Here is a 26568-nt window from a genome sequence, read left to right as displayed (position 1 = left end):
GGAACGCCGCCGCCGGGCCGAGCAGGCCCTCATCTCAGTGGTCGCCACCGCCTACCTGCTCGGCGTCAGCACGCGCAGAGTTGAGAAGCTCGCCGCGTCCCTCGGCGTCACCCAGCTGTCGAAGTCCCAGGTCAGTGCGATGGCCAAGCACCTGGACGAGCAGGAGGCTAGGTCACTGCTCTCCAGGCTCGCGTATGCGGTGGCGGCCAGGTCCGGGCCGGTGGGTGCGCTCAGGTAGTCGCCGACCGCCCGGATCCACCCCACCGCGATCATCGGCGAGGACGTGATCGTCGGTCCGGGTGCGCGGGTGTGGGAGTTCACCACCGTCCGCGGCCACACCGTTCTCGGCCCCGGCGCGTCGGTCGGATTCAACTGCGAGGTCACCAACGCCTACGTCGGAGCCCGCAGCGTCCTGGGGCAGTCGGGTGGATGCGGTGCTCGATCCGGGCGAGGGCCTGGGTGTGCAGAGCCGGCCAGTGGACGAGCCACCAGGCGGCACATTCCCCGTCTGCGGGCCAAGGACCCCATGCGCGGCGGTGAGGTCACGACGTTCCTGGGCGGCGGGCACGCGCTGTCCATGCGCATGCTCAACGAGGTCGGGGACTGGCCGGAGGAGTTCTTCTTCGCGCACGAGGAAACCGATCTGGCCTGGCGGGCGCTGGATGCGGGCTGGCGGGTGGTGTACGAGCCGTCGCTGCTGTTGCAGCATCCGAAGACGTCGCCGGCGCGGCATGCGGTGTATTTCCGGATGACGGCCCGTAACCGGGTGTGGCTGGCCAAGCGGCACCTGCCCGCCCCGCTGGTCCCCGCCTATCTGGGCGTGTGGACGGCGCTGACGCTGGCCCGGACCCGGTCGCTCGGAGGCTTGCGGGCCTGGGCCGGCGGCTTCTGGGAGGGCGTGCGCTCCTCTGGGGGGCGGCGGGCGCCGATGCGGTGGCAGACCGTGGTCCGGATGACCCGGCTCGGGCGGCCCCCGGCGATTTAGCCCGGTTTCGCCGCAGCTTCCTCGCGTAACCAGGTGGGCAGGGCGGACGGAGTTTCGCGCAGCCAGCGCACGTAACGGGCGATTCCGTCCTCCAGCGTGACCCGCGGCCGCCAGCTCAGGACGTGTTCCATGTGGGTGGTGCTGGCGCAACCGCCCAGCGGGTCGCCGGGCGGCATCGGCGTCTCCCGGAGCTGGGTGCCGGGGTAGTGGGCGGCGATGAGGTCGGCGACGCGGCGGATGCTGGTCGCACTCCTCCGTATGCCTGGTACGCACCGCGTCCTCGTCGCCGACGTGTGTGCCAGCGATGAGGGGGTCCCAGTAGTTCTCGCCGAAAAAAACAACATCCCCTCCAGGGGAAACCCGTAGGTCGGCGGCGCCCGGCCCTATCGGGCGGTAGCGCTAAGTAAATCGGTTTGTTCTGGCTCTCCAGAACAAACCAGCCGAGAAAGCGCGTTCGGGCCGTCCCCGCGAACGAGCAGGTCAGGACCCTGCCGCTCGCACGGGGTCTGGTCGATGTTCGACAGCCGTTGTCGAACACCACGTGAACAGCTGTTCTTTCAGGCCGGAGGGACGGCCGACCACGGCCGTTCACTTCCGGCGCGGGTGCTCATCCGGCACGCGCTCCCTGATCCGTAGCCAGGAGGTTCCCTTTGAACGTCTCGAAGAAGGCTGTCTTCGCCGCCCTGACGGCGGTGCTCACCATCGCGCTCAGCGGCGCGATGGCTCCCTCTGCCGGCGCGACCCCCCTGACCGCCAAGATCACGGCCAGTCCGAAGAGCCAACTTGACTGCAACAACACCGCCGCGCGGAACGAGCCGTGGACGGGCGTCACATACAAAACCTGCGCCGACTGCCTCAAGGACCAGGCCACGTTGGACAACCTTCCTAACTCTGGCTGGCCATTCCGCTATCACTTCTGCACGTACAACCCGAGCCAGAAGCACTACGACATGCACGTACACAACCCCTTCTGAGCCTGAGATCAGGCTGGCCCGCCGCACTCACCAGGGCCCTGCTCTGCCGCGCACCGCGGCTGGGCAGGGCTCGGTAGAGGGCCCGTCGGCCGTTAGTTCCGGTGGGTGCGCACCCAGACGACGGCGTCGAAGGTGACCTGGTCGGGCGTGCCGTCCGCGTTCCGTTGGACATCGGTGACGCGCAGCATGGCGACCCGGTTGTCGCTGGTGATGTCGCACAGCAGTACGCCGGGGCGGATGGCGGCGGCGTGCAGTTCGACGCCGTAGTCCTGTTCGAGCGCGCACTGGCTGAACGTGCCCACGTCCCCGGCCGGGAGGACTGCCATGTCCGCGTTGCCCAGCCCGGTCAGCGCGTGGTCGCTGTTGGTGAACTCGACGTCGTGGTGCGGGGAGCCCGGCGACTTCCGTACGTTCCAGTCGGAGGCGAGAGAGTCGAGATCCACCACCGTGCCGGGTGCCATGACCAGCGGACCGTGGCGCCGTTCGGGTTCCGCCGGGGTCGCCGAGGAGGGCGCGGAGTGCGTCGCGGCCGACGGGGACGCGGGTCCGTGGACGACCGGGCGTGCGCCGCCCGCAGGAGCGGGGTTGCTCCGCGCGCCGGGCAGCGTGTCCGCGCCGATCGCCGCCACTGCCACGGCTCCGGCCCCGATGGCGAGAACTGCAGCCCGCCTGCCGCGCCACCACGACCGGGTTCGCGTCCGCGCCGCGGTCCGGGCCTTCTCACCGTCGGAATCGTCCTGGGGCGGCGTCGGCGGGGTCACGGCTGTCGGGGCGGTGCCGGTGCCGCGCTCGTGCTCCAGTTCTGCGAGCCCGGCGTGCGCCTGCTTCCACCGGCGCGACCAGCGAGCCTGCTCCTGGACGTCCGCGCCACAGGCCCGGACGAAGGCCAGCGTGGTCTCCAGGGTGGGCAGCTTGCGGCCTGCGGCGGCCGTGGACAGGGTGCTGTGCGCACACCCCGCCCGGCGAGCCATGGACCGGTAGTCGGGCGACCCGGCCTGCTCGCGCAGCCGCCGTAAGCCCGCGGCGAAGTGCTCCACGGGCCCGGCGGAGGAGTCCGGCTCCCCGTGTGAAGGCTGCATGGCAGGCTCCCACTTCCTTGGCAGTGCCACGTCAACTCTGTCCTACGGCAGAACAGTGAAACACATGCCCACCAAGCCGGCACCGCGTTCGGGGCTGCCGAACCGGGCCACCGCTCCTCGCCCGGGGGCCGCCCGTCTCATGGGCTGATGGGCTGGGCGGTCACAGTGGTGGCAGTGCAAAGCTGCCGGGCGCCGCGCAGTGTGGTGCTCAGTTTCCGCTGGGTTGCCCGGCTGTCGAGGCGCACGTCGAGGGCGCCGGGCAGTGTGCTGTGGGCTCGCAGGCCTTTGGGCAGCCGGGATGGGTCGAGACCGTCGCGCCGGGCGATGAGGATGCCGAGTTCGTGACGGCTGACAGCGTCGGGCCCTGCGAGATGGTGGATACCGGACGCATCGCACGACGCCAGTTCCAGAAGGGCGGCGGCCAGGTCGGCGACGTGCACGGGGCAGCGGATGTCGTCGGTGAACAGGACGCCGCTGCGGACGTCGGCAGCGAGTTCGTGCACGGCGCGTTCATGTACGGAATGCCCATCGCCGACGATCAGCGACGTGCGGGCGATGACAGTCTTGGGATGCACGGCGAGAACTGCGGTCTCCGCCGCCGCCTTGGCTGCTCCGTACGGAGTGACGGGGTCGGGCATGCAGGTCTCGTCGTAGTGGACTCGGGCACCGGAGAAAACCGCATCGCTGGACACGTGAACCAGGCGGCTGCCGCACCGCGCTGCAGCCAGCGCGAGCCGGACCGGGCCCTGCGCCGTAACCGCCCAGTCGGCCTTGCTGCTGGAGGCGTTGATGATGAGATGGGGGCTGAACTCGGCCATGACGGCGTCCAGGCGCTTCATATCCCTCAGATCAAGGCGATACCACGCGGCCTGGGAGGCGTCGTCGGGCTTGGTCGCGTAGTACGTCGCGGCCGTGGTGTGCCCGGCCGCTTGCGCCTGCCGGATCAGCTCGGCGCCCAGGAAGCCGCTGCCGCCGATGATCAAAGCTTTCATGCGCGACACGGTAGACCGGTTCCAGTCGGCATCGGCGGAGACCGGTTTCCGACTCGCTCGAGCTGGTGGAGTCCGGCCTGCTGGGCGCCAGGGCTCAACGGTGAAGGCGGTCACCCCGGGTTCGGATGATCGCCTTCGCCGCCGGTGTGCCGGCTTGGTCCCGGCGTGGCGGATCGCTTGGCCCGGGGCGGTCGGCCCCTCCCCGGGCCTGATCACTCTCCTCGCCCGGTGTTACTTCTGGGGCTGCCAGACGTAGCGGATGTCTGGCTCTCGCTCATCGTTGCGGTGCCCGTCCGTTCGCTCGGCCTCGATGAAGCCGTGCCGTTCGTAGAACCGCTGCGCCGCCTGGTTGACCTGGAACGTCCACAGCGTCAGCCCGTCCGGCTGCCGCTGCTTGGCCAGAGCCATGAACCGATGGCCCAGCCCTCGCCCGCGCCAGGCTGGATCGAGGTAGAGCTGCTTCAGCTCCCCGCCGTTAAGCACCAAGACCCCCACCACACTGTTTTTGGTGACGGCCACCCAGGTCTCGTACTGCGGCACCAGCACGCGTGAGAACCAGTCCCGGACCTCGGTGTCGTCGTGCGCACGGCGCACGGACGGCAGCGCGGTGTCGCAGGAACGCAGCCAGACATCGGCCGCGGGAAGCGCGTCGGCGGCGCCCGCACGACGGAGAACAACGGCGTCAGTGTTCACAGCGCGATACCTCCATGACCTTTCAGGGTTGCTGCCGCCTTGCGGGCTATGCCGCTCAGGGGCCTGGTTCTACTTTCCGGGTCGTCCGAGCTGGTGGACGGTCCAGCCCGTCGCCCGCCAGGGTTCGGGGTCCAGGGTGGTGCGGCAGTCGATGAGCAGGGGGTTGGCGGGGCGGTTCACGAGGGTTGCGGGGCTGGCCTGCTGGTACTCGGGCCACTCGGTGGCCAGGACAACGAGATCCGTGCCGTCGACGGAGGCGGGCAGATCGTCGGTGTAGTCGAACTCTGGATTGCGGATCATGGCCGTGGCCACGGCCTGCGGGTCGTGCACGGTGACGGTGGCGCCGGCCTGCTGCAGGGCCTGGGCAAGAGCGAGAGCCGGGGATTCACGGACGTCGTTGGTGCCGGGCTTGAACGCGGCACCCCACACGGTGACCCGGGCGCCCTCGACAGGACGGTCGCCCAGGGCGCGGGTGATGAGGCCCAGGGCGACGTCGGTACGGGTCTCGTTGATCTCCTCGGCGGCGCGCAGGAGAGCGGCGGCCTGGTCGGCGCTCAGTTGCCGGGCGGAGGCGGTGAAAGCGCGGACGTCCTTGGGGAGGCAGCCGCCGCCGTAACCGATGCCGGGCCGCATGCCGCCGCTGCCGATGCGCGGGTCGATGCCGAGGATGTCCACGATCTGGGAGACGTCGCCGCCGGCGGCCTCGCACATGTCCGCGACGGCGTTGATGTAGCTGATCTTCAGGCCGAGGAAGGTGTTCGCGGCGCCCTTGGCGAGTTCCGCGGTCTGCGGGTCGGTGACGAACAGGGGGACACCGGCGTCCAGGATGGGGGCATAGACGGCGCGGATCGCTTTCTCGGCCTCGGGGGTGGTGAGACCGGCGATGAGACGGTCCGGGCGCAGGGTGTCATCGACGGCGTGTCCCTCGCGGAGGAACTCCGGGTTCCAGACGACGTCGACGCGTTCACCGGCGGGGGCCAGACGCTGCGCGAGCGCGGTGACCTGGCGGGTGGTGCCGACGGTGACGGTCGATTTCCCGACGATCGTGCACGGCCGGTCGAGGTGAGGGGCGAGTTGACGGATGGCGCCGTATACCTGGCCGGTGTCGTAGGAGCGTCCGTCGGCGTCGATGGGGGTGCCGACACCGATGAAGTGCAGCTCGGCGAAGGCGGCGGCCTCGCTGATGCTGGTGGTGAACCGCAGACGCCCGCTCGCGGTGTGGCGGGTCAGCAGTTCGGGAAGACCAGCCTCGTAGATGGGGCATTCGCCGGCGTTGAGCCGGTCGACCTTGGCCTGGTCGACGTCGACGCCGATGACCTCGTGGCCGAGTTCGGCCATCGCCGCCGCGTGCGGGATGCCGAGGTGACCACAGCCGATCACGGAAACACGCATTGCAGGTCCTTGTCTGGTCGGGGGCACACCATGCCCGATGTGCCCTCAGACGCTATCGGTGCGAGAGCGGCGCCCTGGGTGCCTTGGCATCAATCAGACGTGGACGTTGAGGAGTTCGGCCAGGCGCAGCAGGGCGGAGGTGGCCTGGGAGCGGACTACGACGTCGCCCTCCCGGGCGCCCTCGATGAGGTAGGGCTTGTGGACCCCGTGCTCGGTGACGCCCTCGGTGTCGAGGTAGAAGATCGGCACGCCGCGCTGGCGGGCGCGGGCCTGGACCTGGCGTCGGTCGGCGTGCAGACCGATGACGAGCAGGGCCTTGGCGTCGTCGGGGAACGGCATGTGCGGGGTGCGCTGGTCGTAGCGGCGCATGAACGCCTCGTCCAGTCCGGCCCGGGCGAAGAGGCGGTCGAAGTTGTGGGTGGCCACCGGTCCGACCATGTGTCCTGCGTCGTGTAAGGCCTTGAGCACCCGGTGCGCGGTGGTCGGCTCGGCGAGGACCAGGGAGCGGAACATCGACACCATGTCGTCGACCTTGCGCTGCGTGTCGGTCAGGACCTCCTTGATCAGAATGTCGTCGGCCGGGGTGAGGGTGAAGGCATAGCCCTGGGTGAGGTCGTTGCCCGCGCGGGCGGTGACCCGGTAGACCTCGTGCAGCCAGTGCAGCGGCTGGATACCGGCCTCGATGCTGGTTCCGCATCCGGCTTCCACCACGAACGGCAGATGGTCCAGCAGGCCGGACAGATCGTCGGCGTAGGTCGGGTTGCCGCGCTGCTCCTTGACGCGCATCCCGCCGGCCAGCACGTCCCACGGCAGGTTCCGTGCGGCCCGGGCGAGGCTGTAGCCCTCGGAGCGGATCGTGACGTCGAGGGAGGTGAACCCCTCGGGGGTGTCCCGGTCAGCGCGCTCGTCCTGCGGGTGGACGGTGTACTCGGCGATCGTGGCGTAGAGGTCGCCGCGGCGCCGGGTGCCGTCCTGGCTGCCGGTGGGCTTCCACCGGCCGTAGGTGAGCCACTTGTCCAGGTCCCGCCGGTGGTCCGCGATCTCGGCAGCCGGAGCCAGCCACGACACGTACAGATACAGCTCCTCCAGCACCAGGCGCTCCATCGGCTGGGTCCGGTCGAGGCCGTAGTGGAGCCGGTAGTGCACGACGCGGCGGCGCCCGGACTCGTCCTCGGTCCACCCGGACAGTTCACGGTTGGCCGGGTCCTGGGTACGCCTCCAGATGCCCTCCTCGATGGCCGGGCGACGCTGTCCGCCAGCTTCCGGGGAGAAGTGCTCGTCCCACATACGGACCTGCTCGGGGTGCAGGGAGTCGATCACGGGGTGGGGCAGGAACACGGTGGTCCTCCTTGATGCTGTGCCGGTACGCGTTGTACGCACGCGGCGGTCTGGTGGCACAGGTGCTTCGTGGTCAGCGAGACGCGTGAGGCGCCTTTCGGGTGGCGGAGCCCATGTTGATGCCGGTGTCGGCTGGTGGTTCGGCCTAGCTGTGTGGGTTCAGGGCGGTCACCGCGTCGAAGAGCGCCGCAGTCAGAAATGTGATGTCCTCGTCCGTCGAGGTCAGCGCAGGGGCGACGACCAGGCCCTCGCTGCGCGGGTGGCCAGCTCCGGTGAACGGGTAGAAGAAGACATCGCGCTTCTCGGCCTCCTCCATCAGGGGCCAGAGCAGGCCGGGCTCGACTTCGACCCCGTACAGGTGCCCGAGCCCCCTAACCTCCCGCACCGGTTCCAAGGCGGCCAGAGCCCGCAGAGACTTTCCGAGCCGCTCCCCACGCGCTATGAACGCGTCGAGGTCCATGGCCTCCAGCTCGTCCAGGACACCGAGGCAGGCAGCCGCCTGGAGGGGGTGGGTGGCCATGGTGCCCATTGCGGGCAGCGGGTCCGCGTCCTCGTGTCGGATCAGCGGTGCGATGTCGGGCGACACCAGTACGGCCCCCACGCTCGTATAACCGGCCCCCAGCCCCTTGGACAGGATGCATAGGTCCGGCTCGGCGCCGTCCCAGTGGCGGCTGGCCAGGGGGGTGCCGGTGCGCCACAGCCCCGTCAGCACCTCGTCGTGGATGACGAGGACGTCCCGTTCGCGGCAGATCTGCGACACGCGTCGCAGGTATCCGTCGGGCGGCACATAGGCGCCACCCGTGGTGCCGTTGACGGGCTCGATCAGGACCGTGCAGACGTTCTCCGCTCCCCTGCTATCGATCGCGACCGCCACCTCGTCGGCACACGAGACATCACACCCACGACCTTCGTGGCCGTGTGTCGGCGGGTAAGGCGCGGGGAAGGCCGGGTGGAGACCGAGCGCGTCCTCCGGGCGCGGCCGGCGGGCATGGTTCCCGGCCAGTGAGAGAGTGAGCGCGCTCATCCCGTGATAGCTCAGGTCGGACGTCAGGATGTCCCCGCGGCGTTTCCCGTCGCGGACCCGCGTGACGTTCCGTGCCAGGCTCACCGCGACCTCCACGGCGAGCGTCCCGCACGTGGTCAGCGCGACGGAGTCCTCCGGACGGCCCACCGCGCGGCACAGGCGGTCCATCAACTCCAGCTGAATGTGAGGCTGGACGACGGCGGCACCACCGAACGAGAAGCGGGAGAACTGCTGCTCGATGCGGGAGAAGACCTTGCGGCTGCCCTGCCCCACGTTCACGCACAGAAGCCCGCTCGATCCGTCGAAGACCCTGCGGCCGTCAGCGAGGTGCAGCCAGGAACCCTTCGATCCCACGACATCGAAGTCCGGCAACGGCCTGGATGACGTCAGCAGCCGTCCACGACGGGACATGTGGCGATTCACAACAAAAGTTCCTTCTAGACGTGCCCGTCGGACGCGCGAGAGCGCAGCGGCGGGTCAGTTTGTGTGCGGGAGGTGCCCGGGTATGCGTCGAACGCTTCCGGAGATGACGAGTACAGCCCAACTCCTGTTCGCTATCCAGGCGTTGACTGTTGTCCCGGGGTTGTCCCGGGCGCACACGCGCTAGCCTCCAGGTACCTGCCGATGATGGGGTTGATGCCGTGGACGAACCGATCCGGCATCCCCTCGCGTACGCACGGTTCCTGCGCGGCTGGTCGCAGAACGATCTGGTGGCCCGGATGCAGCAGGCCGCGCGGATGCGCCCGGAAGGCCTTCGGTGCGGCACGGACAAGGCAGCCGTCAGCCGGTGGGAACACGACCGGAAGAAACCCGACGCCGAATCGCAGCTCCTCCTCGCTGACGCCTTCGACGTGCCCCTCTCCGACCTCGAGCGCTATCCGTGGCCTCACTGGCTGCCCGGCCACAAGGAACCGCTGCCACTCGGGCCGGCGTATACCGTCCACACCCTTCGAGACGCACAGAGAGCCGTGATGGACCGCGAACGCCGAACCTTCCTGACCTACAGCGCGCTCGCCCTGGCGGGGCTCGCCTCGCAATGGGCCGACCTGGAACCCGAACGCCTCACGACCGCGACCCAGGGCAGCACTCGTGTCGACGGGGAACTGATGAGCTGGCTGGAGGAGACCGGCACGAAGTTGTCGACGCTCCCGACGGAGCAGCGCCAGCACATGATCAAACTGACCGAAGCACACCTGGAGACCGTCACCGACCTGCTGGAAGCAGGCCGCTTCAACGAGGCAACAGGGCACCGTCTGCACCTGCTGGCATCGTCCCTGGCCAGTACGTGCGGCTGGTACCGCTTCGACCAGGGCCAGCACTACGCGGCCGGGAAACTGTGGAACGCCGCGCTGTCCAACGCGCACACCGCACGCGACCGGGACCAAGGCGCGGGGGTCCTGTCGGACTTCGCGTACCAGGCGATCTGGCTCGGGAAGCCGCAGTCGGCCCTCGAACCGCTGAGCCAGGCCCTCATCCACACCCGGCACCCCATGGCGCGGTCGGCGCTCCACCTGCGCCGCGCCCGCGCACACGCCGCAATGGGCGACGCCATCGCCTGCCGCACCGATCTGAAGGCTGCCGAAGCGACGCTGCTGACGGATACGCGGGACCCGGCGCCGTCCTGGTGCCGGTGGATGAGCACCGCCGATCTGGCCGTGGACTCCGGTCAGTGCATGCTCGAGCTCGGCCGCACAAAGGAGGCGCGAACCCAGATCGAAGAAGGGCTGTCGCTGCTGCCGCGCTCGCGGGACAAGACGCGCGGCGTGTTCCGTACGTACGAGGCGCGGTCTCTGCTCCAGACTCGGGAGGTCGAACAGGCCCTCGCTGTCTCCAACGAGTCGCTGGACGTGGCACAGCGGATCGGAGCTGACCGATGCGTCACCCTGGTCCGAGGCCTGGGACCGGCGTTCCGGCCCTACAAATCAGTCGACGGGGTGCCGGAGTTCCTGGACCGCCTGCACTTGTGCTGAGCATGCCGGGATAACGGATTCGGCCTGGAACAGGGACCTGTGAGCCACCGCCTTCGGGTGTGACTGACGCCCCGCCAGCCTGGTCCGTGCAACTCCACGCACAGGCGCTACTGCCTACCGTCGCCCAGCAGAGCCGCGACCGGGAGACGGCCGCCGTCCTCGACGTGGGCGGCCTCCTGCAGCGCCTGCAGGATCAGCGGGAAGTCGTGCCGGCGGATCCGGTCCGCGGGCGGCGATGGGCCGACCACCGCCGCACACTTGAGGCCGTCGCGTGGAAGTACCGCACCAACTCGCCGTGGCGAGACCTCCCCGACGAGCTCGACTCATTCCAGACCGCTCACGAGCGGCTGACCAGATGGGCCGTCGAAGGCACCTGGGAGATGATCCTCACCGCCATCCTGTCGTCGGCGGACGCCAACGATGACATCGAGTGGACGGTGTCGGTGGACTCCACGGTCGTCCAGGCCCACCAGCACGCCGCCGGAGCACTCAAAAGGAGGCCTACTCCGGCGAGCCCTCCGATCACGCGCTCGAACGCTCCCCCGGCGGGCTGAGCACCAAGGTCCACCTGGCCGCGGACGGCCAAGCACGGCCCCCGCCTTCACTGTCACCGCAGGCCAGGCAGGTGATGCACCCGCCTTTGAGACGGTGATGTCCCGCATCGGCGTGCCCCGCAGGGGCCCGGGCAGGCCCCGGACCCGGCCCCTGGCCGTTCTCCGACCGCGCGTACTCCTCGCGCGCCATCCGCACCTACCTGCGCCGCCGAGGAATCCGTGCAGTCATGCCACAGCCGTCCGACCAAGCCGGCCACCGCCTGCGGCGAGGCCGATTCGGCGGCCGCTCACCCGGCTTCGACAGCGAGGCATCCAAGCCCCGTGTGCCGCCCACAACCAGGCCCTGCGCGCATTCGCCATCGCTCTCTACGCCCCCGACCAAGCCACCGCGGAAATCGACTGCGCCCACCAGCTCCTGGCCGGCCTCAACCTGCGCGCCACCACCATCAACGTCCGCCGGGCCGAACTCATCTCAGGTGCAAGCGGCCTTCGGCTCCTGATTGCCAGGACACTGCCTAATGGGTCAACCCTGGTGACGGCGGTCATGACACGCTCCCCATGTGCGGCCATCTACGGCGCATTTTGCGGCCACGGGCTTCCCCGAGTACGGCCGGATATCTCCCCGCTCCCCCCGAGTAGTCCCGCTCGGCGACGCTGGAGCGGGTGAAGAACAGCAGGGAGATCATGGAAATCCTGGAGGCGTACGACCTCACGGGGAGTTACCGTGCCGCGGCCGAGCTGGCCGGGTGCGACCACCACACGGTGGCCCGGTACGTGAAGATGCGGGCAGCCGGCCAGCATCCGGAACAGCGCCGGCACCGGGCCCGCGCGATCGACGACTATCTGCCGAAGATCGAGGAACTGGTGGTCCGCTCGCAGGGCCGGATCCGCGCGGACGTGGTCCACAAGAGGATCGTCGCGATGGGCTTCACCGGCGGGGAACGCACCACCCGCCGCACCGTGGCCGAGGCAAAGGCCCAGTTCAGGGCCGGTCGGCGGCGGGTCTACCGGCCGTGGGTGACCGAGCCGGGACTCTGGCTCCAATACGATTTCGGCGACGGACCGGTCATCGGCGGACGCAAGACGACGCTGTTCTGCGCCTGGCTGGCCTGGTCCCGGTTCCGCGTCGTGATCCCAATCTGGGACAAGACACTGCCGACGATCACCGCGTGTCTGGACGCGACGTTCCGCAGGATCGGCGGCATCCCGGCCTACGTGCTCACCGACAACGAGAAGACGGTCACCACCGACCACGTCGCGGGGATCGCGGTCCGCAACCCGGAGATCGTCGAGGTCGCCAGGCGCTACGGCACGACCATCCGTACCTGCCTGCCGGCGGACCCGGAGACGAAGGGCGGCTCGGAGTCGACGGTGAAGATCGCGAAAGCCGATCTGGTGCCGAAAGACGTGAACTTGCGCGAGCACTACAAGACGTTCGCCGAGCTGGAAGCGGCCTGCCGCAGCTTCTGCGAGGAGGTCAACTCCCGTATGCACAAGGCGACTCGGCGCAAGCCCGTCGAACGTCTTGCCGAGGAACAGCAGAGGCTGCACCCGCTGACCCGCCGCCCGTTCACCGCGGCGTTCGGCACCACCCGGCGGGTGAACTGGGAGGCGACGATCTCGGTCGAGGGAGTGCGCTACTCGGTCCCTCACGAGCTGATCGACACCCGGGTCTGGGCCCGTTTCCACGGCGACGAACTCATTGTCACCGCCGTCGACGAGTACGGCTCGGCTCACGAGGTCGCCCGTCACCGCCGCGGCACCCCGGGCACCCCAGTCCTGGAGGACACCCACTACCCGCCGCGCGAGGACAGGGAAGCCGACCGCACGCCGAAGGCCACCTCGGCGGAGGAGGCCGCATTCCTCCAGCTCGGGCCCGGCGCCGCGTCCTGGCTGGTGGAGGCGGCGGCCGCCGGAGTGAGACGGATCAAGACGAAGATGGCCGAGGCCGTCGCCCTGTCAAAGCTCTACTCGATAGCGGAAGTCGACCGCGCACTGGGCACCGCGGCGGTCACCGCCCGCTTCGCGGACAAGGACCTGCTCTCGATCCTCGACTACCAGGCCGCCCACGGCCAGACCGAGCCGGTCCGCCGCAGCGAGGAGCACTCCCTGCAGCCGGGCACCTCCGCCTGGTCCACCTTCGGCACCGCCCGCACCGTCCACGACGTCACCGAGTACGACGAAAGCGATCTCGCCTGATGGCCACCCCTCTTCGCACCGTTCACGGCACCAACGGCGACCCGCTCGCCGAGGCCATCGAGCTGACCAAGCGGCTCAAACTCCCGCACCTGCGACGGGTGCTGGCCGATCTCATCCCGACCGCGAAGGCCCAACGCTGGGACCCGGCTGAGGTCGTCCGCGTCCTTCTGGCCGAAGAGGCAGCCGGCCGCGACCGGGCCAACCTGCACACGCGCCGCAAGCGGGCCGGGTTCCCCACGGGCAAGACCTTCGGCGACTGGCTGGAGAGCAAGTCCTCGATCCCCAGGGCCACTCAGGACCCGCTCAAGACTCTGGAATGGCTCGCCCGTCGGGAGAATTTTTGCATCTGTGGACCCTCGGGCACGGGAAAGAGCCACTTCACCGAGGCCCTCGGGCAGACCGCGGTCGAGGCCGGCCTGACCGTCTCCTGGTTCACCATCGAGGACCTGGGCGCCCTGGTCCGACGGCATCGCGCGGACGACTCCATCGCCCGAGCCCTCGCAAGGATCATCCGCTCGGACCTGATCATCGTCGACGACATCGGGCTCCTGCCCGTCTCGCCGGACGCCGCCGAGGGTTTCTACCGCTTGGTCGATGCCGCATACGAACGGCGCTCGATCGCGGTTTCGAGCAACCTCCACCCCTCCGGGTTCGACGAGATCATGCCCAAGACCCTGGCCACAGCTACGGTCGACCGGCTCATGCGCCACGCTCACATCGTCGTCACCCAGGGTGACAGCTACCGGCTCACCGAGGCCACATCCGGACAGGGGGTGAAGCCCTTCAGCTGATCCACGTCAACCAAGAGCGGGGAGATATCTGGCCGCCAGTGGGGGCTTCACGCCTGCCACCAGCGGGGACGTCTCTTGGCCGCACGCGGGGACGACTCACTGGCCGTTGACACCCTGGTCGCCGGTAAACTGGTTCTATGTCGGGGGAACAGTCGTACGACATAACAAACCGCGATCTACCGGATCCGGCGGGAGCGGTTGATCTGCCAGGGTTCATCGCGCTGTTGGATGAGCTGCGGACGGATGTGGGGAAGCCGTCGTATCGGACGCTGGCCCGTCGTGTCGGGCCGCTGATGCGGCCGCCTCGCGCGGTGAGCCAGTCCACGGTCGGGGAGGTCTTCCAGCCCCGCAGGCGGCGGCTGGACCTGGACCTGCTGGTCGCTGTCGTCCAGGCGTTGGGGCTGGACGAGGGGGCAGTCGACGGCTGGCGCCAGGCTTATCTGCGTATTCAGCGGGACGCGAAGGCCGGCGGGCCGACCGGAGTGTTCCGTCAACTCCCGGCCGACCTGCCCACATTCACCGGCCGCGGGGCGGAACTCCGCGGCCTTTTCTTGGCGGTCGACGACGCGCCGGGGCCGACGCCGACGGTGGTGGTCTCGGCCATCGAGGGTATGGCGGGCATCGGGAAGACCCGCCTTGCTGTGCGCGCGGCGCATGAGCTGGTCCGCGCGGGCCGGTTCACCGACGTGCAGCTGTTCGTGAACCTGCGCGGATTCGACCCGGACCGCCCACCGGTGGATCCGTCCGCGGTACTGGACGCATTCCTGCGGCAACTCGGTGTTCCGGCCCAGGCGATACCGGACAGCCTTGATGACCGAGCAGCAATGTTCCGGAACCACCTGCACGGCAAGGACGCGCTGATCGTGCTGGACAACGCCGCCGGCGAGGACCAGGTCAAGGACCTGATCCCGGCGAGCCCGTCGTGCCTGGTGCTGATCACCAGCCGCCGGAGCCTGACCGGGCTTGCCGGCGCCGTCCCCTGCCAGCTCGGCCTGTTCCGCGAGGACGAGGCACTGGACCTGCTGGCCCGAATTGTAGGCGAAGACCGGACGCGGGCCGAGCTGCAGGCTGCCGCGGACGTCGTCAGACTGTGCGGCCACCTGCCGCTAGCCGTGGCGCTGGCGGGCGGCCAGCTGCTGCGGCGTCCCACCTGGCGGCTCGCCGACCTCGCCGACCGGCTGGAGTCCGCCGGCCTCGACGCGGTGGAGCCGGCCGGCGCGGGGGGCGCGGGCAGGCACGGCGTCCGATCCCTGTTCGAGTTGTCCCTGCGCGCGCTCCCGAAGGCCGCCCAGCGGGTGTTCTGCCGGGCGGCGCTGTTCCCCGGTTCGAGCTTCACCGCTGCGGCCATGGCTGCGGCCGCCGGCCTGGAGCCGGCCCAGGCGGAGTCCGTGCTGGAATCTCTGGTGGACGAATACCTGCTGGAGTCCAAGGCGGCAGGCCGGTACGAACTGCACGACCTGCTGCGTCTGCTTGCTGCGGAGTTCGCCGAGACGGTCGACGGAGGCAAGGCCGCCGACGCCCACCGGGCTGCGGAGATCCGGCTCGGCCGATTCTACGTGGCGGCCACGGCTGCGGCGATGGGTATGCTGTTTCCGCACGCGAAGCACCGGAACTTCGAGATCTTCGAGTCGGTGACCCCGCCGCCGGCGTTCACCGGGACCACGCATGCGCAGTCCTGGCTGGATGCCGAGCACCGCAACATCCTCGGCCTCGCGGTCGCCGGCGTGGCTGATCCGGTGCCGACGTCCATCCTGTTGTGGCAGCACCTGCAGAACACCGGCCGGTACCTCGATGCGCTGGAGCTGAACACGGCGGCGCTGGCGGCCGTGCCTGCGGACGACACAGAGCGGCAGGCGCAGATCCTCAATCAGCTCGGCATCTCCCACGAGAACCTAGGCCACTTCACCGAAGCGCTCGACCTCCATGAACGGTCAGCGGCGCTCTACCGCGAGATCGGCGATCACCGTGGGGAATCGGTAGCGTTGGCGAACATCGCGGTCCTCCACTTCAACCACGGCGACGTCGCTGCAGCGTTGGAGGTCGCTGAACAGGCCCTCGCCATCATGCGCGAGCGCGGCGACGGCTGGCGGGAAGGCGCCGTTCTCGGGAACATCGGCGGATACCTTGACCAACTGGGCCGGCGCGCCGAAGCAATCGAGATGCTGGAACAGGCGATCACGGTCACCCAGGAGAACGGCAACACCGATGCGCACATCGCCGCAGCCTGCAACCTGGGCCAGGTCTACATTCACCGCGGTGACTTCCCTCGCGCGCTGACAGTACTCACCGACACGCTCGCCCTGTCCCGGAAGCGCGGGAAGCGCAACACCGAAGGGGAGAACCTCGTACTGATCGGCCTCGCTCACGCCGGATCCGGCGACCCAGAACGCGGTCTGGCGACGATCGAGCGGGGTCTCGAGATCGCCAAGGACAGCGGACCGCACAACGAGGCCACCGCCCTCACGGCGCTGGGCGACATCTGCCGACAGGTCGGCGATCTCGACGGTGCGCGCAAGCACTACCGGAACGCGCTCGCGATCGTCGACCGGTTCCGCATCCACCCCAACAGCCCGCTCCGCAAGGACCTGGCGGTAGGTATGGCGGCGCTGCCGGCAACCGGTCCGGATCACTGACCTTCATGGTGAAGCAGATGAAGTGATCGACCGTCTGCCATCCTCGCGCCGGTCACATCTTGATCGACTCGATCGAGGAGCCTTGCCGTCGAGCCCGGTGACCGGACTTGACCGGAAAACGGGACTTCACTCGGTGTCCTTGCGCAGCATGGTCCTGCCGCTCAGCGCAAGGCTGACCCAAGCGGCAACGCGACGTCAGACCTCACAGGGGGACCTCAATGCGTCTTCGCACTCTTGGCCGCAAAATGACCTACACAGCCGCCGCCCTCGCCATCGCCGCAGGCCTCGGCATGGCCAGTACCGGAACCGCCAGTGCCGTCCCCGCCAGTGGCTGCGGCAGCACCACCAGGCCGATTATGGTCAGCCACCCGCTCACACTGAGCACGATCAACAACATCGGCGACGACCTCGGCATTCTCTACCTGGGCTACTTCCCCGACTGCCGCGGCGTCTACGCGGAGATCCACTGGAACAGCCCCGAGGACCGCAACTCAATGACCGGCGCGACGTGGCTGGACGCCCACGTCGAGGGCCGCGTCTACCTGGAGGACGAGAACAGCAAGATGTTCGGCTACGTGCCCTTCAACATGACGGCCAACGGCTCCTACACCACCTCGCAGGTCGTGACCATCGACAAGGACCCGAACGGCAACAACTACGCCGCGCCCAAGGCCTTCTACCCCCGCGTCGACCTGAATGTCGCCCAGATCGACCAGGCAGGCGGCCTGCACTACGGCCCCCACCCCTGCTACATCTCCGGCAACAGCCACACCTTCAGCGACGGCGGCTGGCAGAACAACGCTGGCGGAGGCTACTGCGCCTGACAGAGGCCGCGCCCGCCAAGGTGGGGGCGCAGCCGATAGTGCCCGGCCGGAATCTCCCGGCGCGGGGTGCTGGTCGCGGTCGGCGGCGTCGACGGCGAGCTGTACGTCAACGGCCGCGCGCATGGGGACACAGCGTAGTTGGGTCGGTGCGGCGGCGCTTGATCTGGACGGCCTGGCGGGCGCCGGGGAAGAGCAAGTTGTTCACGGTGGCGACCTTGATCCGGCGGATCTCCGCGCGGCCGTGGCCGGTGCCCCGGGTGCGGCCCTGGAACGGGATGTCCTTCCAGGGAAGGGACTTCAGCTGCTTGCGCAACTTCTTCTGGTTGCCCTTGACGATCGCAATGTAATGGGCCCCTCGGCCCAGGAGGTAGGTGGCGTGCTCGCGTTGCGTATGGAGCGCGTCGCTGGTTACCACGGTTGCGGCCAGGTCGACGGTGTCGAGCAGCGGCTGGAAGCGGGTGACCTCACCGGTCTCCTCGCCGACGTCGAGCTGGGCCAGGACCAGCCCGGTGGTGTGCTCCACCGCGGCGAGTAGGTGGATCCTCCGCCCTTGGGCCTTCGCAGCACCGCGCAGGGACTTGCCGTCCACGGACAGTCCGCGCAGCCCGGTGCTCTCGGGCCGGCGGTCGGCAAGCCATCCTCCCACCGCCCGGTCCAGGGCATCACCGTCGATGCGGGCGAGCAGCCGGCGGACCGTCGCCTCCGAGGGCACCAGCCTCCGGGGCAGTACTGGATCGGGGCGCATGCCGAGTCGCTCCAGCACGTGCGGCGGCGCGTCCGCGATCCACTCGCCGACCGCCAGCAGCGAGGTCGCGCCGGTCAGCACCGCGCACGCGGTCAACGTGAGCACGACGGCCAGGGCATGGCGCACGCCGCGCGGATCGCGCGGATCCGGCACCTGAGCCAGCCGCTCCAGCAGGCCGGGCACCTCCCCGGACCCGAGGTCGGACTGCTCGCGGAGCCGGTCAAGGGCAGGCGGCATCAGGGATGATGCGCCGGCAGGCACGGTCTTCAAGGCAGGTCACGGGGCGTAGAGCACTCCATGATCACGGGAACCTTCCCTGCATCGTCCCCCGGTCACAGCAACGCCGCAGCCCCGCCTGCCACCCACGTCTGCCAGACACGACGGGTGTTCGGCAGGTCAGGGCGGTTTGGTGGTGGTGAAGGACTTCGTGGCGTTGGGATTGGGATAGTTGGGATTCGACGAAGTGGCCTTGCATGGCTGGTTGTCCCACGTGCGACCGGGGCGTGTCGAATCCCAAAACCTCCGAAGGTGCCAAAACCTCAAGGTCTGATCGACAGATGGGCCAGTGGACCCGAGGCGGCACCCCTACCACTCGCCGCATCCTCAGCCCTCACCCCACCGCCATCCCCGACCGCCTCCTCCACCACTGCGGAGTGATCTCCATCAACGGTCCCAGTTACCGGCTCAAGAACCGGCTGGCCGCCATCGAACGAGAGCGGGACGACGCAGCCTGAAAACGAGGTCGACAATGACCGCATGGATGTCACTGAGCTGCTCGAATCGGCTTCCCTCCTCGTCCCGGAAGAGGTCGCTACCGAGAACGACATTTCGGTGCAAGACGTCTGGGACTATCTCGCCCACGACGAATGGCAGATCGCGCTGAACCTGCTGGAGGAGCTCGGAGACGGGCAACCGCTGCCCTTGACGTTCTGGGAGCAGCTTGCCGAGGCGGCTGAGCAACTCGGCCTTGAGCGAAGCGTGGCTTGGTGCCACTGGCGGTGTTCCGAGATCCGAAACGGAATGATCCGGGCGGATCTGACGCTTCGTCCACCCTCGGAGGCTCGACGCAGGACACCAATCTCCGGTCACGGGGTTCTGCGACCCATGTGGGACATCGGGAACCTCTCGCCGACCGGGGGTACTGCGGTGAGCATCGCCGGGCTCTGGGTCGAGGACGTGCCCTTTCTAGAGCCCGGCGGCCGGGCTACTGTCCGCCTCGTTCCCCTCACTCCCACTCACTGGACGCACGTACAAACCGGCCAGCAGATCAACATGCACGAGGACCGGACCGTGGCCGGCACCGCAGTCGTGCTGGAGGTTCACCTCCCCGCCCCCGCCATGCCCACGAGATGACGCCGACCATCCCGCCCTCACGCTGGTGCAGACATCTCCGTACTCGGTGGAGCAGTCACTGGAGTACGTCGACACCGCTTTCCAGGGCCCGAACCGCTCCAGCAGATCACGCCAGTGCACCCTGGTCCGCACCCGGTGCAAAATCCCGTCGATCACCTGCCGGTGGTCGCGCTACCGCCCGCACCGACCATTGCTGACGGGCAGGAACGGCCGCAGCCGTTCCCACTCCGCGTCCGACAGATCACCGCGTCCACCCCGCCCCATGCACGGGACAACGATCCGACCAGGCGACAGTCACATGATCGGCCGGACAGCTCCTAGTCGGCCTGGCATCCAGACTCCAAACGCCGTCCACCGGCGGTAGCGGTCCTCGACGGGCAGAATCCTGTCGGCGCTGCCGGACAGAGGCTATACCGTTCCGCCGTGTGCATCTCAACAAGTGAGGCCGCGTTCTCCGGCACGATCGTGTACTGCGGGCGGCAGCACCACCCCGAGCACGGACTCATCCACGTCCTGGGCTACCAGAACACCGCCGCCAACCTGGCGGACGGCCCGAACGCCATGCTGCTGCACTTGCCCACCAGGCAGCTCACCCCCCGGCACTTCCTCTCCGCCGGACGCACCGGAGACGTGCTGCACCGCATGGTCGCCGCCGTCGAGTCCGCCGCTGCTGCAGCCGACGGCATCGCGTGGATGGGCGGGGAACCCCAGCCCGTCCAGGTCTTCGACCACGATGTCTATACGGTCCTCCTGGCCACCGACCCCACCGCGGTTCCCGCCGCGCTGCGACAGGTGCCGCCGCACCGGCGCCCCAACCTCGACCCGGTCCTCCTGCGCTTCTACGCCGACCACTTCCCCGACCACACCATCGCCGTGTGCTGCTTCGACAACGCCGACGCTCAACGCGCCAAGCCCCTGCTGCTGTGGTACGCACCCCTGGACCCCGACCGGCTGACCGTGCCGGCTTTGGACAGCCACACCGGAGCGGCGCCGGACCTCGACTCCGCCGTGCCCGTAGACCATTGGGTCCTGCTCTCCACCGACCAGGCCCCCTCCGGTTGGGGCACACCCGTCGACTACCCCCCGGGACATGCGCCACCGCCTTCGTGCCTTCCTCCCCACCGCCGTCGTGGGCCAGCACTACGGCCGCGGGCAAACCCTGCCCAACGGAGACTTCACCATCCACCACCGCGAGCTGCTCGCCGGGGACCTCGACCGCATCGAGCGCCTACAACCGAACCGCCGCTGAAGAGTTGGACGCACGAGAGGTCGCACGTCAGCCGAATCCGACATCACCCATTCAAGTTCAGAAGCCTGGACGGACAAAACCCCACCCTCCGAGCTCCAGGCCCTGATCGACGCCGTCACTACGGACACAGACGTGACCTCTACTGCCGCGGAATTAACGAGCTACCGGTAAGCGCCGATGAGCGAAACAAACGCATTGACCAGTACAATTACTCCAGCCGAAAAGAAGCTAATCGGTATCACCCGCAAGGCGAGGGCTTTTTGGCGTCGAGTATTGCGGACTTTACGAATTCGCCCCCTCAGGCCTTCGGGCCAAAAGCGTCCGAAAGAATCCGGGTGGCGTCCGCTCGTATATCTCGCGAGCGCACCCCATCCGATGCAGAATACCCCCACGGCAATCCGCGCCGCAAAGTTTCCCCAATTCACGGTCCCTCACAATCTACATCACTAGCTAGTTGCTTCACTGATTACTCCAGGGGGCAATCTGGTGACTGTAATTGATTCCGGCAAATGGCCTGCACCAGGAGCGTACTCCAATCCACCCCACCTATCCCCGAGCCCGAGTGGCCTCGTTCACCGATGTCCTGGGCACTGGTCATCAGCTCCACCGTGTTCCGGCTGAGGCGGTCAAGCTATCGTCACGGTGAGGATGTCGTTCGGCCGCAGAGCGGCCAGGGCGGCCACGAACTTGGGCCGCTCGGGCTGACGGCTGCTGATCTCGACGTACCGCTTTCGGGACGCCTTAGCGTGTGCACGCGAAGATTGCGTTTTAACATCTGCCTCGATAATTTTCGGCTGGTAGAGGTAGACAAGAGAGCCCGCACGGAGTGCAGTGTCATCCCTCAATCTTCATGCGACACACCGAGGTCATGGCGCATAGCGGTTCTCATAGCTCGGAGCATCTCCCAGACCTCGTGCTGCGCCTATGCTGCGGTCTCCATCGTTTCGCCTGGTTCGGGGGCACCGAGTTCGAGGCGCTTGACCTGGCCGTAGACCTTGTTCAGGGCTTGGTTGACGACGCTCGCTCGCCTGAGTACTTCTTCTGGGGCGATCATCTGTGCTTCGGAATATCGATCGCGGTGCGCGTTCTTTGCCCCCTCGAGTGCGTCGCTGTCGGCCTCCTCCACGCCGCGTTCCCTCATGACGTGCAGGTGGCGGTTGAGTGCGGTGGTGAACTGCCGAGCATCCCGGTTGAGTTCCACGTAGCAGGTGCGCCGCAGCGAACGGTTTTCGCGGACCTCCTCATGGTCTCGAACGAGCTCTATCTCCAGGCGCTTCGCTCGTTCGGAGCCGCGCTGGGTGAGTAGCGCTCCTCCCAGGGTTCCTGCGACGCCTGCCACAGCGATGATCACTGAGCTGAGATCCACCGACGTACCCCGTGAAATCCATCGACCTCGTGCCCGCTGCACATGGCCCAGGTTGTCAAGTCTGCCGGTCCTTGGTGCGACGGGGGTTGGTGCCCTTCTTGTGGTGGGCGGGGCGACTGTACGCCTCGCCGGTGGCGAGGACTCTGCCCACGTCATGACGGGTGGCGGGCCGGCGGTTCTTCGAACGTGTCATGAGCTCCAAATGTGAGTGATATTTGGTTGTTTGTCCGCGTTGGACCTGGGGTTGTCCGGCATGATGTGGGGCCATGGGGCGGCAGCCAGCGGGCTTGCACGAGCGGCTTCGCCCGGCTGCCCGAGCTCGGCGGAACCGACCTCGCCGGCCTCGGATGACGACCCGCCAGGCTCCGGGCGCCGCTTCCGGCAGGTAGCCGCAGGGCCGATCGGCCCGGCTCGGCACTGGTCCGAACGGGGGCATCTCCTGGAGTTCCTTCGGTCTCGGCGGCGTGATCGGCAAGGACCGCCACATGAACCATGATCTGGCGAGACGTCATATTCTGGGTGCTGCCGTGATGACAGGCGCCGCCGGCCTCCTCGGAACCGGTAGGGCCTCCGCCACCGAGCCGACCGGGCCGGCTCCACGCCCCGCGGGGCTTCGGTCGCCCCGCAGGAGAAGGCGTACCTGGAGCAGCTGGCGCAGCTCGCCGACCCGCCCCGCGACGATGTGATTGCCGACGTCTTCCGGCAGGGTCAGGGTGCGGCCGTCAACGAGGCGTTGAAAGGGGTGGTCGACCAACGGACAGCCGGTGCCGGACGGGCTGCCCGCCGGCCTGCGCGACTTCCCGGAGTCGGCCCGAAAGCTGCCCCACTGGACCGATCCGACGGCGCTGGCCCGGGGACAGAGGTTCGTGCGGGCCAACGCGCAGCAGATCGCCTTCTCCGAGGTGCTGGACGTGACCCCGGTGCGCGTGACCCCGGTGCGGATGAAGTACCCCGCCGAGGCAAGGCCGGGCCCGCCGCTACGGGGGAAAGCGGCGGGCCCGGACAGCGCCACACTCCCACACGACCGCCCTCGCCGCACGGCATTCGCGATCTCCGGCCGGTCGCGGGCGGCCGGCTGAGGCCGAAGCGCATGAACGCGGTCCATCTCAGGACCCGGTACGCGGGACCTGGACGGACAGTGCCCCACGGTGTTGATCACCGCAGGGACGCATCGGACGTCGGGTTGCCGACCCGGTTCGCTTCTGCTGCCGCCCGCTCAGACGCCGATGCGGTCCGCGACGACCCACGTGCCTACGACGCCGAATACGGCACTGATGGCGGCGTCCTCGTCCTCGACGAGACCGGCCGTTCTCCCTGAAGAAGGGGGCCTGACGAAGCGGCACCCTCTGCTCCGACGACGCGATCCCCCTCATCCACGACACCGCCTGCGGATATGCCCGCGCGGTCAACAACCTCGCCCTCCAGCCCCTGCTGCCCGCCTGCGCCGACAACCAGTCATCGTCGATGAGGCCAGCGCCAGAGCCGCAGTCACCGCCGGATGACCGGCGTCATCACCGCGGCCAGGCGTCACCCTGGACACGGGCGTGCAGATGCTCGTCATGCCAGCCGTCCGAATGCAGCAGGGCGCTTCGCATCGTGCCTTCCAGGACGAATCCCGCTCGCTGCGCGACCCGGCATGACGCCGGATTGGCAACGGAGTGAGTAAGCCACAGTCGGTGCAAGCCCAGTTCGTCAATGGCCCACCGGCTCACGCGGAGCGTCGCGTCGAGCATGACCCCGGCGCCACGGCCTGCGGGCAGCAGCCAATAGAAGACCTCGGCACTGCCCCCCTTCAGATCCAAGGTCGCGAGACCGATCATGCCGACGGGATCGGCACCAGCGGAGCTACAGATCGCCCACACCGCCCGCTCCTCGGACCGCCAGCGGTCCCTCCAGCGGGTAATCCGCTCCTGGGCGTCCTCCAGTGTCAGAGGGGCGGCCAGCATCCACCGCTGGATTGCCGGATCAAGGTGGGCCGCCATCAGCGCGGGCGCGTCGTCCTGGCACCACGGCCGGAGTTGGGCGCCTCCAGAGAGCCGGAGTACCGGTTGTTCACCGTCGCTCATCCGGCCTGCGGGCAGCACTGGAGGTATCGGAACGACCATCCGAGCATGATGCCAAAGCCTCGACAGGATGATGGCCGTTCCGAGCGTTTCGGTGCATCATGACGATCAACAAAGCCCACCCGGGTACTCGGTGGTGTAGTCCTCAGCGGGCGAAGCCATGTCTGCTGCGTATTGGGCACGCGCCTGCCGGTCCTCGTCGCTGAGCGGAGGATGCACGGGGTCCATGGCCGGCGCACGCCAGAGCTGGACCAGGTGGCGTTCTCCGTGATCGCCGATGCCAGGGGTCGTGTCGTCGGCGTGGCAGTACAGGCGCATGCGTACCCACTCGCCGCCCCCGGCGGAAGGCGGCACCTCCAGAGGTTGTTCCTCTTCGGGCCAGGCGTCCCAGAAGTCGCCCTGCCCGATGGTGGCGAGGCAGAGGGCGGGGGCGTCGGCGAGCAGGCTCATCTCCTCCGCGGGCTCCCAGCCGTCATCGGCTTCCGGGGCGGGCGGGCCGTCGTGAACCTGGACCGTCAGCTGCAGCGGCCCGGTGTCGGTGGTGGGAAGGACGATGGCGAGGGACTCGCTAGCAGGGCCGCAGCGCCAGCCGAACGGCATCTCATCCGGGAAGTCGTAATCGTCGTCGAAGCCGATGAAATAGCCGTGTTCGCCGAGGTCGACGGTGAACGTCACTTCACCAAGCAGCATGCAGAGCCTCCTTCACCGCAGAGGGTGCCCCGCCTCCCCAAACACTGGGGAATGCGGGGCACCCTGCCTGGCGGCGAGTGTAGCCGCGGTCAGGCAATCACGTAGAAGGGATCGTGGTCCATGACGTGCATCTGGCCGCGCCACGCGGTGATACGTCCGCCCTGGGCCTTGTTCTCACTGACCTTCACCCAGGTGATCTCCCGCTGGCTCGCGGGAAGGTGAGTGCCGCCTTCGTAGGTGGACGCGAACGGGTACTCGTCACACGAGGTGCGGCCGGCGCGCTGCATGTCCGGCGGTGCGGTACGCGGACACACCGCTTTCCGGTTCGCGTCCTCCTGCGCCTTGTTGATCATCCACTCCAGAGGCTGACCACCGGAGGGGTCACCGTAGTGGCCTCCGTTGGCACGGAGCTTGCGGATTCCTTCGTCGATGCGGGCCAGGCCCACCATGCTCACCCCGGTGGGGACTTCCGGAATGGCGCAGCCGGCGCGACTCGCCCGGCTGCTGCCGTAGTAGTTGTCGCAGCGGTAGACGGCCGAGTCGTAGCTGACGGTGCCGGGCGTGTAGCCGGGCTTGGTGAAGGTGTAGGTGTACTTCGTCTTGGCCTTCGGGTTGATCTTCTTCGGAGCGACGCTGGTCGCGTAGCCGACGCTGCCGTCCGCCGCACCACTGCTGAGGACGTGCCCCTGCCCGAAGTGCACACTGGCCTTGGTACCACCGCCGGAAACCGCGGCGATCTCGACGGCGACACCGCTGCCCGCCCGTGTCGTCCTCGCCTTGGAGACGCGGAACTTCTCCGACCAGTTGGCCGAGCTCGCCTTGAGGGTCATCTGGTGCTTGACGTCGAAGTCGACGGTGCCCTCGATCTCGGGCCTGCCGTTGATGACCTTGATGACATCGACGTGAATGGTGACCCACTCACACTCGCTGTACCGGTTGATCGTGATCTTGTTGACGGTACACGTGGCATCGGATGCCGGACCCACAGCAAGGCCCTTCACCTGCGGCTGAGCCGACCTGATGGTGACACGCAGTTGCCCAGCACCGGACTGATCGGCCAGAGCCAACGGAGCAGCCGTTCCCAGCAGCCCCAGCGCCACAGCCCCCGTTGTGAGCAGCGCTCTGAGTTTCAAGTTGTACCCCCTGTGTCGAACGCAGCCGACAGGGGGCCACCGCCAACTTGACGCACCCCGTTGACGCACCCCCGTCGCGTTGGCGGCATACAAGCACGCCCGGCACACAGGATGCATCCCGTTTTGCTCTGTTTCAGCCAGGGATAGCCGTTAGTACGCAAGTGCAGTAACGCTACGACCAGCAGGCAGCTGTCACCCGCCGAAGACATCCAGCCACAACCAGCACGCCAGGGTCGGCCGGTAAACGCCGGTCAGACTCCTCAGTGAGCGTTAAGTCCGATCTTCCTCGGTTCGTGATCGCTCGATCGTGGTACTGATCGCCGTACGAGCCGCCTGGTGGGCATATCCATGTTGAGATGCGGGGTGTGAAGAGAGAGCCGTACCTCAGCGACTTATCGGACGAGCAGTGGCTGTTGATCGAGCCGATGATCACTGCCTGGAAGCAGGACCGGGTGGCGCGGTCGGCGACCGGCGATCCCGGGTCCTGTGACCTGAGGGAGGCCGTGAACGCGGTCTTCTAC

23 protein-coding genes and 5 pseudogenes are annotated in these 26568 nt (G+C 68.3%); 14 read left to right on the top strand and 14 right to left on the bottom strand.

The window, feature by feature from the left end; genetic code table 11:
* The 3 genes and pseudogenes from ACFYMM_RS42465 to ACFYMM_RS42455 form a co-directional block, all read left to right on the top strand.
* A pseudogene (locus ACFYMM_RS42465) lies at positions 1-163 on the top strand (transposase); the annotation flags it as partial.
* 312 nt (positions 164-475) lie between these two features.
* A pseudogene (locus ACFYMM_RS42460) lies at positions 476-985 on the top strand (glycosyltransferase family 2 protein); the annotation flags it as partial.
* A gap of 650 nt (positions 986-1635) precedes the next feature.
* Entirely contained in the window at positions 1636-1959 is a 324-nt protein-coding gene (locus ACFYMM_RS42455) for a hypothetical protein (protein WP_388397770.1), read from the top strand.
* A 92-nt stretch (positions 1960-2051) separates the two neighbouring features.
* Here ACFYMM_RS42455 and ACFYMM_RS42450 read toward each other — a convergent pair whose 3' ends face one another.
* From ACFYMM_RS42450 to ACFYMM_RS42425, 6 genes are all read right to left on the bottom strand, one after another.
* A complete protein-coding gene (locus tag ACFYMM_RS42450; protein ID WP_388397766.1) occupies positions 2052-3038 on the bottom strand; it encodes a helix-turn-helix domain-containing protein in 987 nt (328 codons plus the stop codon).
* Positions 3039-3175: 137 nt separating this feature from the next.
* The gene (locus ACFYMM_RS42445) at positions 3176-4030 is read right to left on the bottom strand and encodes an SDR family oxidoreductase (RefSeq protein ID WP_388397763.1); all 855 of its coding nucleotides are present in this window, start codon (positions 4028-4030) and stop codon (positions 3176-3178) included.
* Between the two features lie 231 nt (positions 4031-4261).
* A complete protein-coding gene (locus ACFYMM_RS42440) occupies positions 4262-4723 on the bottom strand; it encodes a GNAT family N-acetyltransferase (protein ID WP_388397760.1) in 462 nt (153 codons plus the stop codon).
* Positions 4724-4792: 69 nt separating this feature from the next.
* On the bottom strand, positions 4793-6115 hold the full coding sequence (locus ACFYMM_RS42435) for a UDP-glucose dehydrogenase family protein (protein WP_388397757.1): 1323 nt from the start codon (positions 6113-6115) through the stop codon (positions 4793-4795).
* A 93-nt stretch (positions 6116-6208) separates the two neighbouring features.
* Entirely contained in the window at positions 6209-7453 is a 1245-nt protein-coding gene (locus tag ACFYMM_RS42430; RefSeq protein ID WP_388397756.1) for a hypothetical protein, read from the bottom strand.
* A 145-nt stretch (positions 7454-7598) separates the two neighbouring features.
* On the bottom strand, positions 7599-8888 hold the full coding sequence (locus tag ACFYMM_RS42425; RefSeq protein WP_388397753.1) for an aminotransferase class III-fold pyridoxal phosphate-dependent enzyme: 1290 nt from the start codon (positions 8886-8888) through the stop codon (positions 7599-7601).
* Positions 8889-9118: 230 nt separating this feature from the next.
* Here ACFYMM_RS42425 and ACFYMM_RS42420 point away from each other — a divergent pair, with 230 nt between their 5' ends.
* The 6 genes and pseudogenes from ACFYMM_RS42420 (at position 9119) to ACFYMM_RS42395 (ending at position 17448) form a co-directional block, all read left to right on the top strand.
* Positions 9119-10447 (top strand): helix-turn-helix transcriptional regulator, encoded by a 1329-nt coding sequence (locus ACFYMM_RS42420; protein ID WP_388397750.1) that lies wholly within the window; start codon positions 9119-9121, stop codon positions 10445-10447.
* A gap of 164 nt (positions 10448-10611) precedes the next feature.
* Positions 10612-11324: pseudogene (locus ACFYMM_RS42415) on the top strand (IS5 family transposase); the annotation flags it as partial.
* A gap of 340 nt (positions 11325-11664) precedes the next feature.
* Positions 11665-13200 carry an IS21 family transposase gene (gene istA / locus ACFYMM_RS42410; protein ID WP_388397747.1) on the top strand — a complete coding sequence of 512 codons (1536 nt, stop codon included), beginning with the start codon at positions 11665-11667 and terminating at the stop codon, positions 13198-13200.
* Complete coding sequence (istB, locus tag ACFYMM_RS42405) at positions 13200-13991, top strand: IS21-like element helper ATPase IstB (RefSeq protein ID WP_388397744.1); 792 nt, start codon at positions 13200-13202, stop codon at positions 13989-13991. The genes istA and istB overlap by 1 nt, the downstream gene beginning before the upstream one ends.
* Before the next feature lie 137 nt (positions 13992-14128).
* Positions 14129-16624: an ATP-binding protein gene (locus ACFYMM_RS42400; protein ID WP_388397742.1), complete on the top strand. Its 2496-nt coding sequence runs from the start codon at positions 14129-14131 to the stop codon at positions 16622-16624.
* 245 nt (positions 16625-16869) lie between these two features.
* A complete protein-coding gene (locus tag ACFYMM_RS42395) occupies positions 16870-17448 on the top strand; it encodes a hypothetical protein (RefSeq protein WP_388397740.1) in 579 nt (192 codons plus the stop codon).
* Between the two features lie 106 nt (positions 17449-17554).
* Here the strand turns inward: ACFYMM_RS42395 and ACFYMM_RS42390 are convergent, their stop codons facing one another.
* Positions 17555-18430, bottom strand: coding sequence for an ISAs1 family transposase (locus tag ACFYMM_RS42390; protein ID WP_388397738.1), 876 nt, complete (start codon positions 18428-18430; stop codon positions 17555-17557).
* 380 nt (positions 18431-18810) lie between these two features.
* Between ACFYMM_RS42390 and ACFYMM_RS42385 the strand changes: the two are divergent.
* Together ACFYMM_RS42385 and ACFYMM_RS42380 are read left to right on the top strand one after the other, a co-directional pair.
* Positions 18811-18927 (top strand): annotated as a pseudogene (locus ACFYMM_RS42385) (ATP-binding protein); the annotation flags it as partial.
* A 22-nt stretch (positions 18928-18949) separates the two neighbouring features.
* Complete coding sequence (locus tag ACFYMM_RS42380) at positions 18950-19546, top strand: hypothetical protein (protein ID WP_388397736.1); 597 nt, start codon at positions 18950-18952, stop codon at positions 19544-19546.
* 69 nt (positions 19547-19615) lie between these two features.
* On the opposite strand, the pseudogene ACFYMM_RS42375 reads toward ACFYMM_RS42380, so the two are convergent.
* Positions 19616-19810, bottom strand: a pseudogene (locus ACFYMM_RS42375) (transposase); the annotation flags it as partial.
* A gap of 168 nt (positions 19811-19978) precedes the next feature.
* On the bottom strand, positions 19979-20449 hold the full coding sequence (locus tag ACFYMM_RS42370; protein ID WP_388397735.1) for a hypothetical protein: 471 nt from the start codon (positions 20447-20449) through the stop codon (positions 19979-19981).
* Positions 20450-20636: 187 nt separating this feature from the next.
* Here ACFYMM_RS42370 and ACFYMM_RS42365 point away from each other — a divergent pair, with 187 nt between their 5' ends.
* Complete coding sequence (locus ACFYMM_RS42365) at positions 20637-20795, top strand: hypothetical protein (protein ID WP_388397734.1); 159 nt, start codon at positions 20637-20639, stop codon at positions 20793-20795.
* Positions 20796-21717: 922 nt separating this feature from the next.
* On the opposite strand, the gene ACFYMM_RS42360 is transcribed toward ACFYMM_RS42365, so the two are convergent.
* A complete protein-coding gene (locus ACFYMM_RS42360) occupies positions 21718-22146 on the bottom strand; it encodes a hypothetical protein (RefSeq protein WP_388397732.1) in 429 nt (142 codons plus the stop codon).
* Between the two features lie 70 nt (positions 22147-22216).
* A complete protein-coding gene (locus ACFYMM_RS42355) occupies positions 22217-22354 on the bottom strand; it encodes a hypothetical protein (protein WP_388397731.1) in 138 nt (45 codons plus the stop codon).
* Between the two features lie 571 nt (positions 22355-22925).
* On the opposite strand from ACFYMM_RS42355, the gene ACFYMM_RS42350 reads away from it, so the two are divergent.
* Positions 22926-23240, top strand: a complete 315-nt coding sequence (locus ACFYMM_RS42350; protein WP_388397729.1) for a hypothetical protein — start codon at positions 22926-22928, stop codon at positions 23238-23240.
* A gap of 432 nt (positions 23241-23672) precedes the next feature.
* Here ACFYMM_RS42350 and ACFYMM_RS42345 read toward each other — a convergent pair whose 3' ends face one another.
* The 3 genes from ACFYMM_RS42345 to ACFYMM_RS42335 form a co-directional block, all read right to left on the bottom strand.
* The gene (locus ACFYMM_RS42345; protein ID WP_388397727.1) at positions 23673-24266 is read right to left on the bottom strand and encodes a GNAT family N-acetyltransferase; all 594 of its coding nucleotides are present in this window, start codon (positions 24264-24266) and stop codon (positions 23673-23675) included.
* A gap of 66 nt (positions 24267-24332) precedes the next feature.
* A complete protein-coding gene (locus ACFYMM_RS42340) occupies positions 24333-24914 on the bottom strand; it encodes a hypothetical protein (RefSeq protein ID WP_388397724.1) in 582 nt (193 codons plus the stop codon).
* A gap of 89 nt (positions 24915-25003) precedes the next feature.
* The gene (locus ACFYMM_RS42335; RefSeq protein WP_388397722.1) at positions 25004-26014 is read right to left on the bottom strand and encodes a NucA/NucB deoxyribonuclease domain-containing protein; all 1011 of its coding nucleotides are present in this window, start codon (positions 26012-26014) and stop codon (positions 25004-25006) included.
* Between the two features lie 398 nt (positions 26015-26412).
* Between ACFYMM_RS42335 and ACFYMM_RS42330 the strand changes: the two genes are divergently transcribed.
* Positions 26413-26568 (top strand): transposase (locus ACFYMM_RS42330; protein WP_388397772.1); only part of this gene is annotated, 156 nt, incomplete at its 3' end.

The sequence above is a fragment of the Streptomyces sp. NPDC006739 genome, assembly GCF_042869815.1.
Taxonomy (GTDB): domain Bacteria; phylum Actinomycetota; class Actinomycetes; order Streptomycetales; family Streptomycetaceae; genus Streptomyces.
This window is presented reverse-complemented; position numbering and strand designations above follow the sequence as displayed.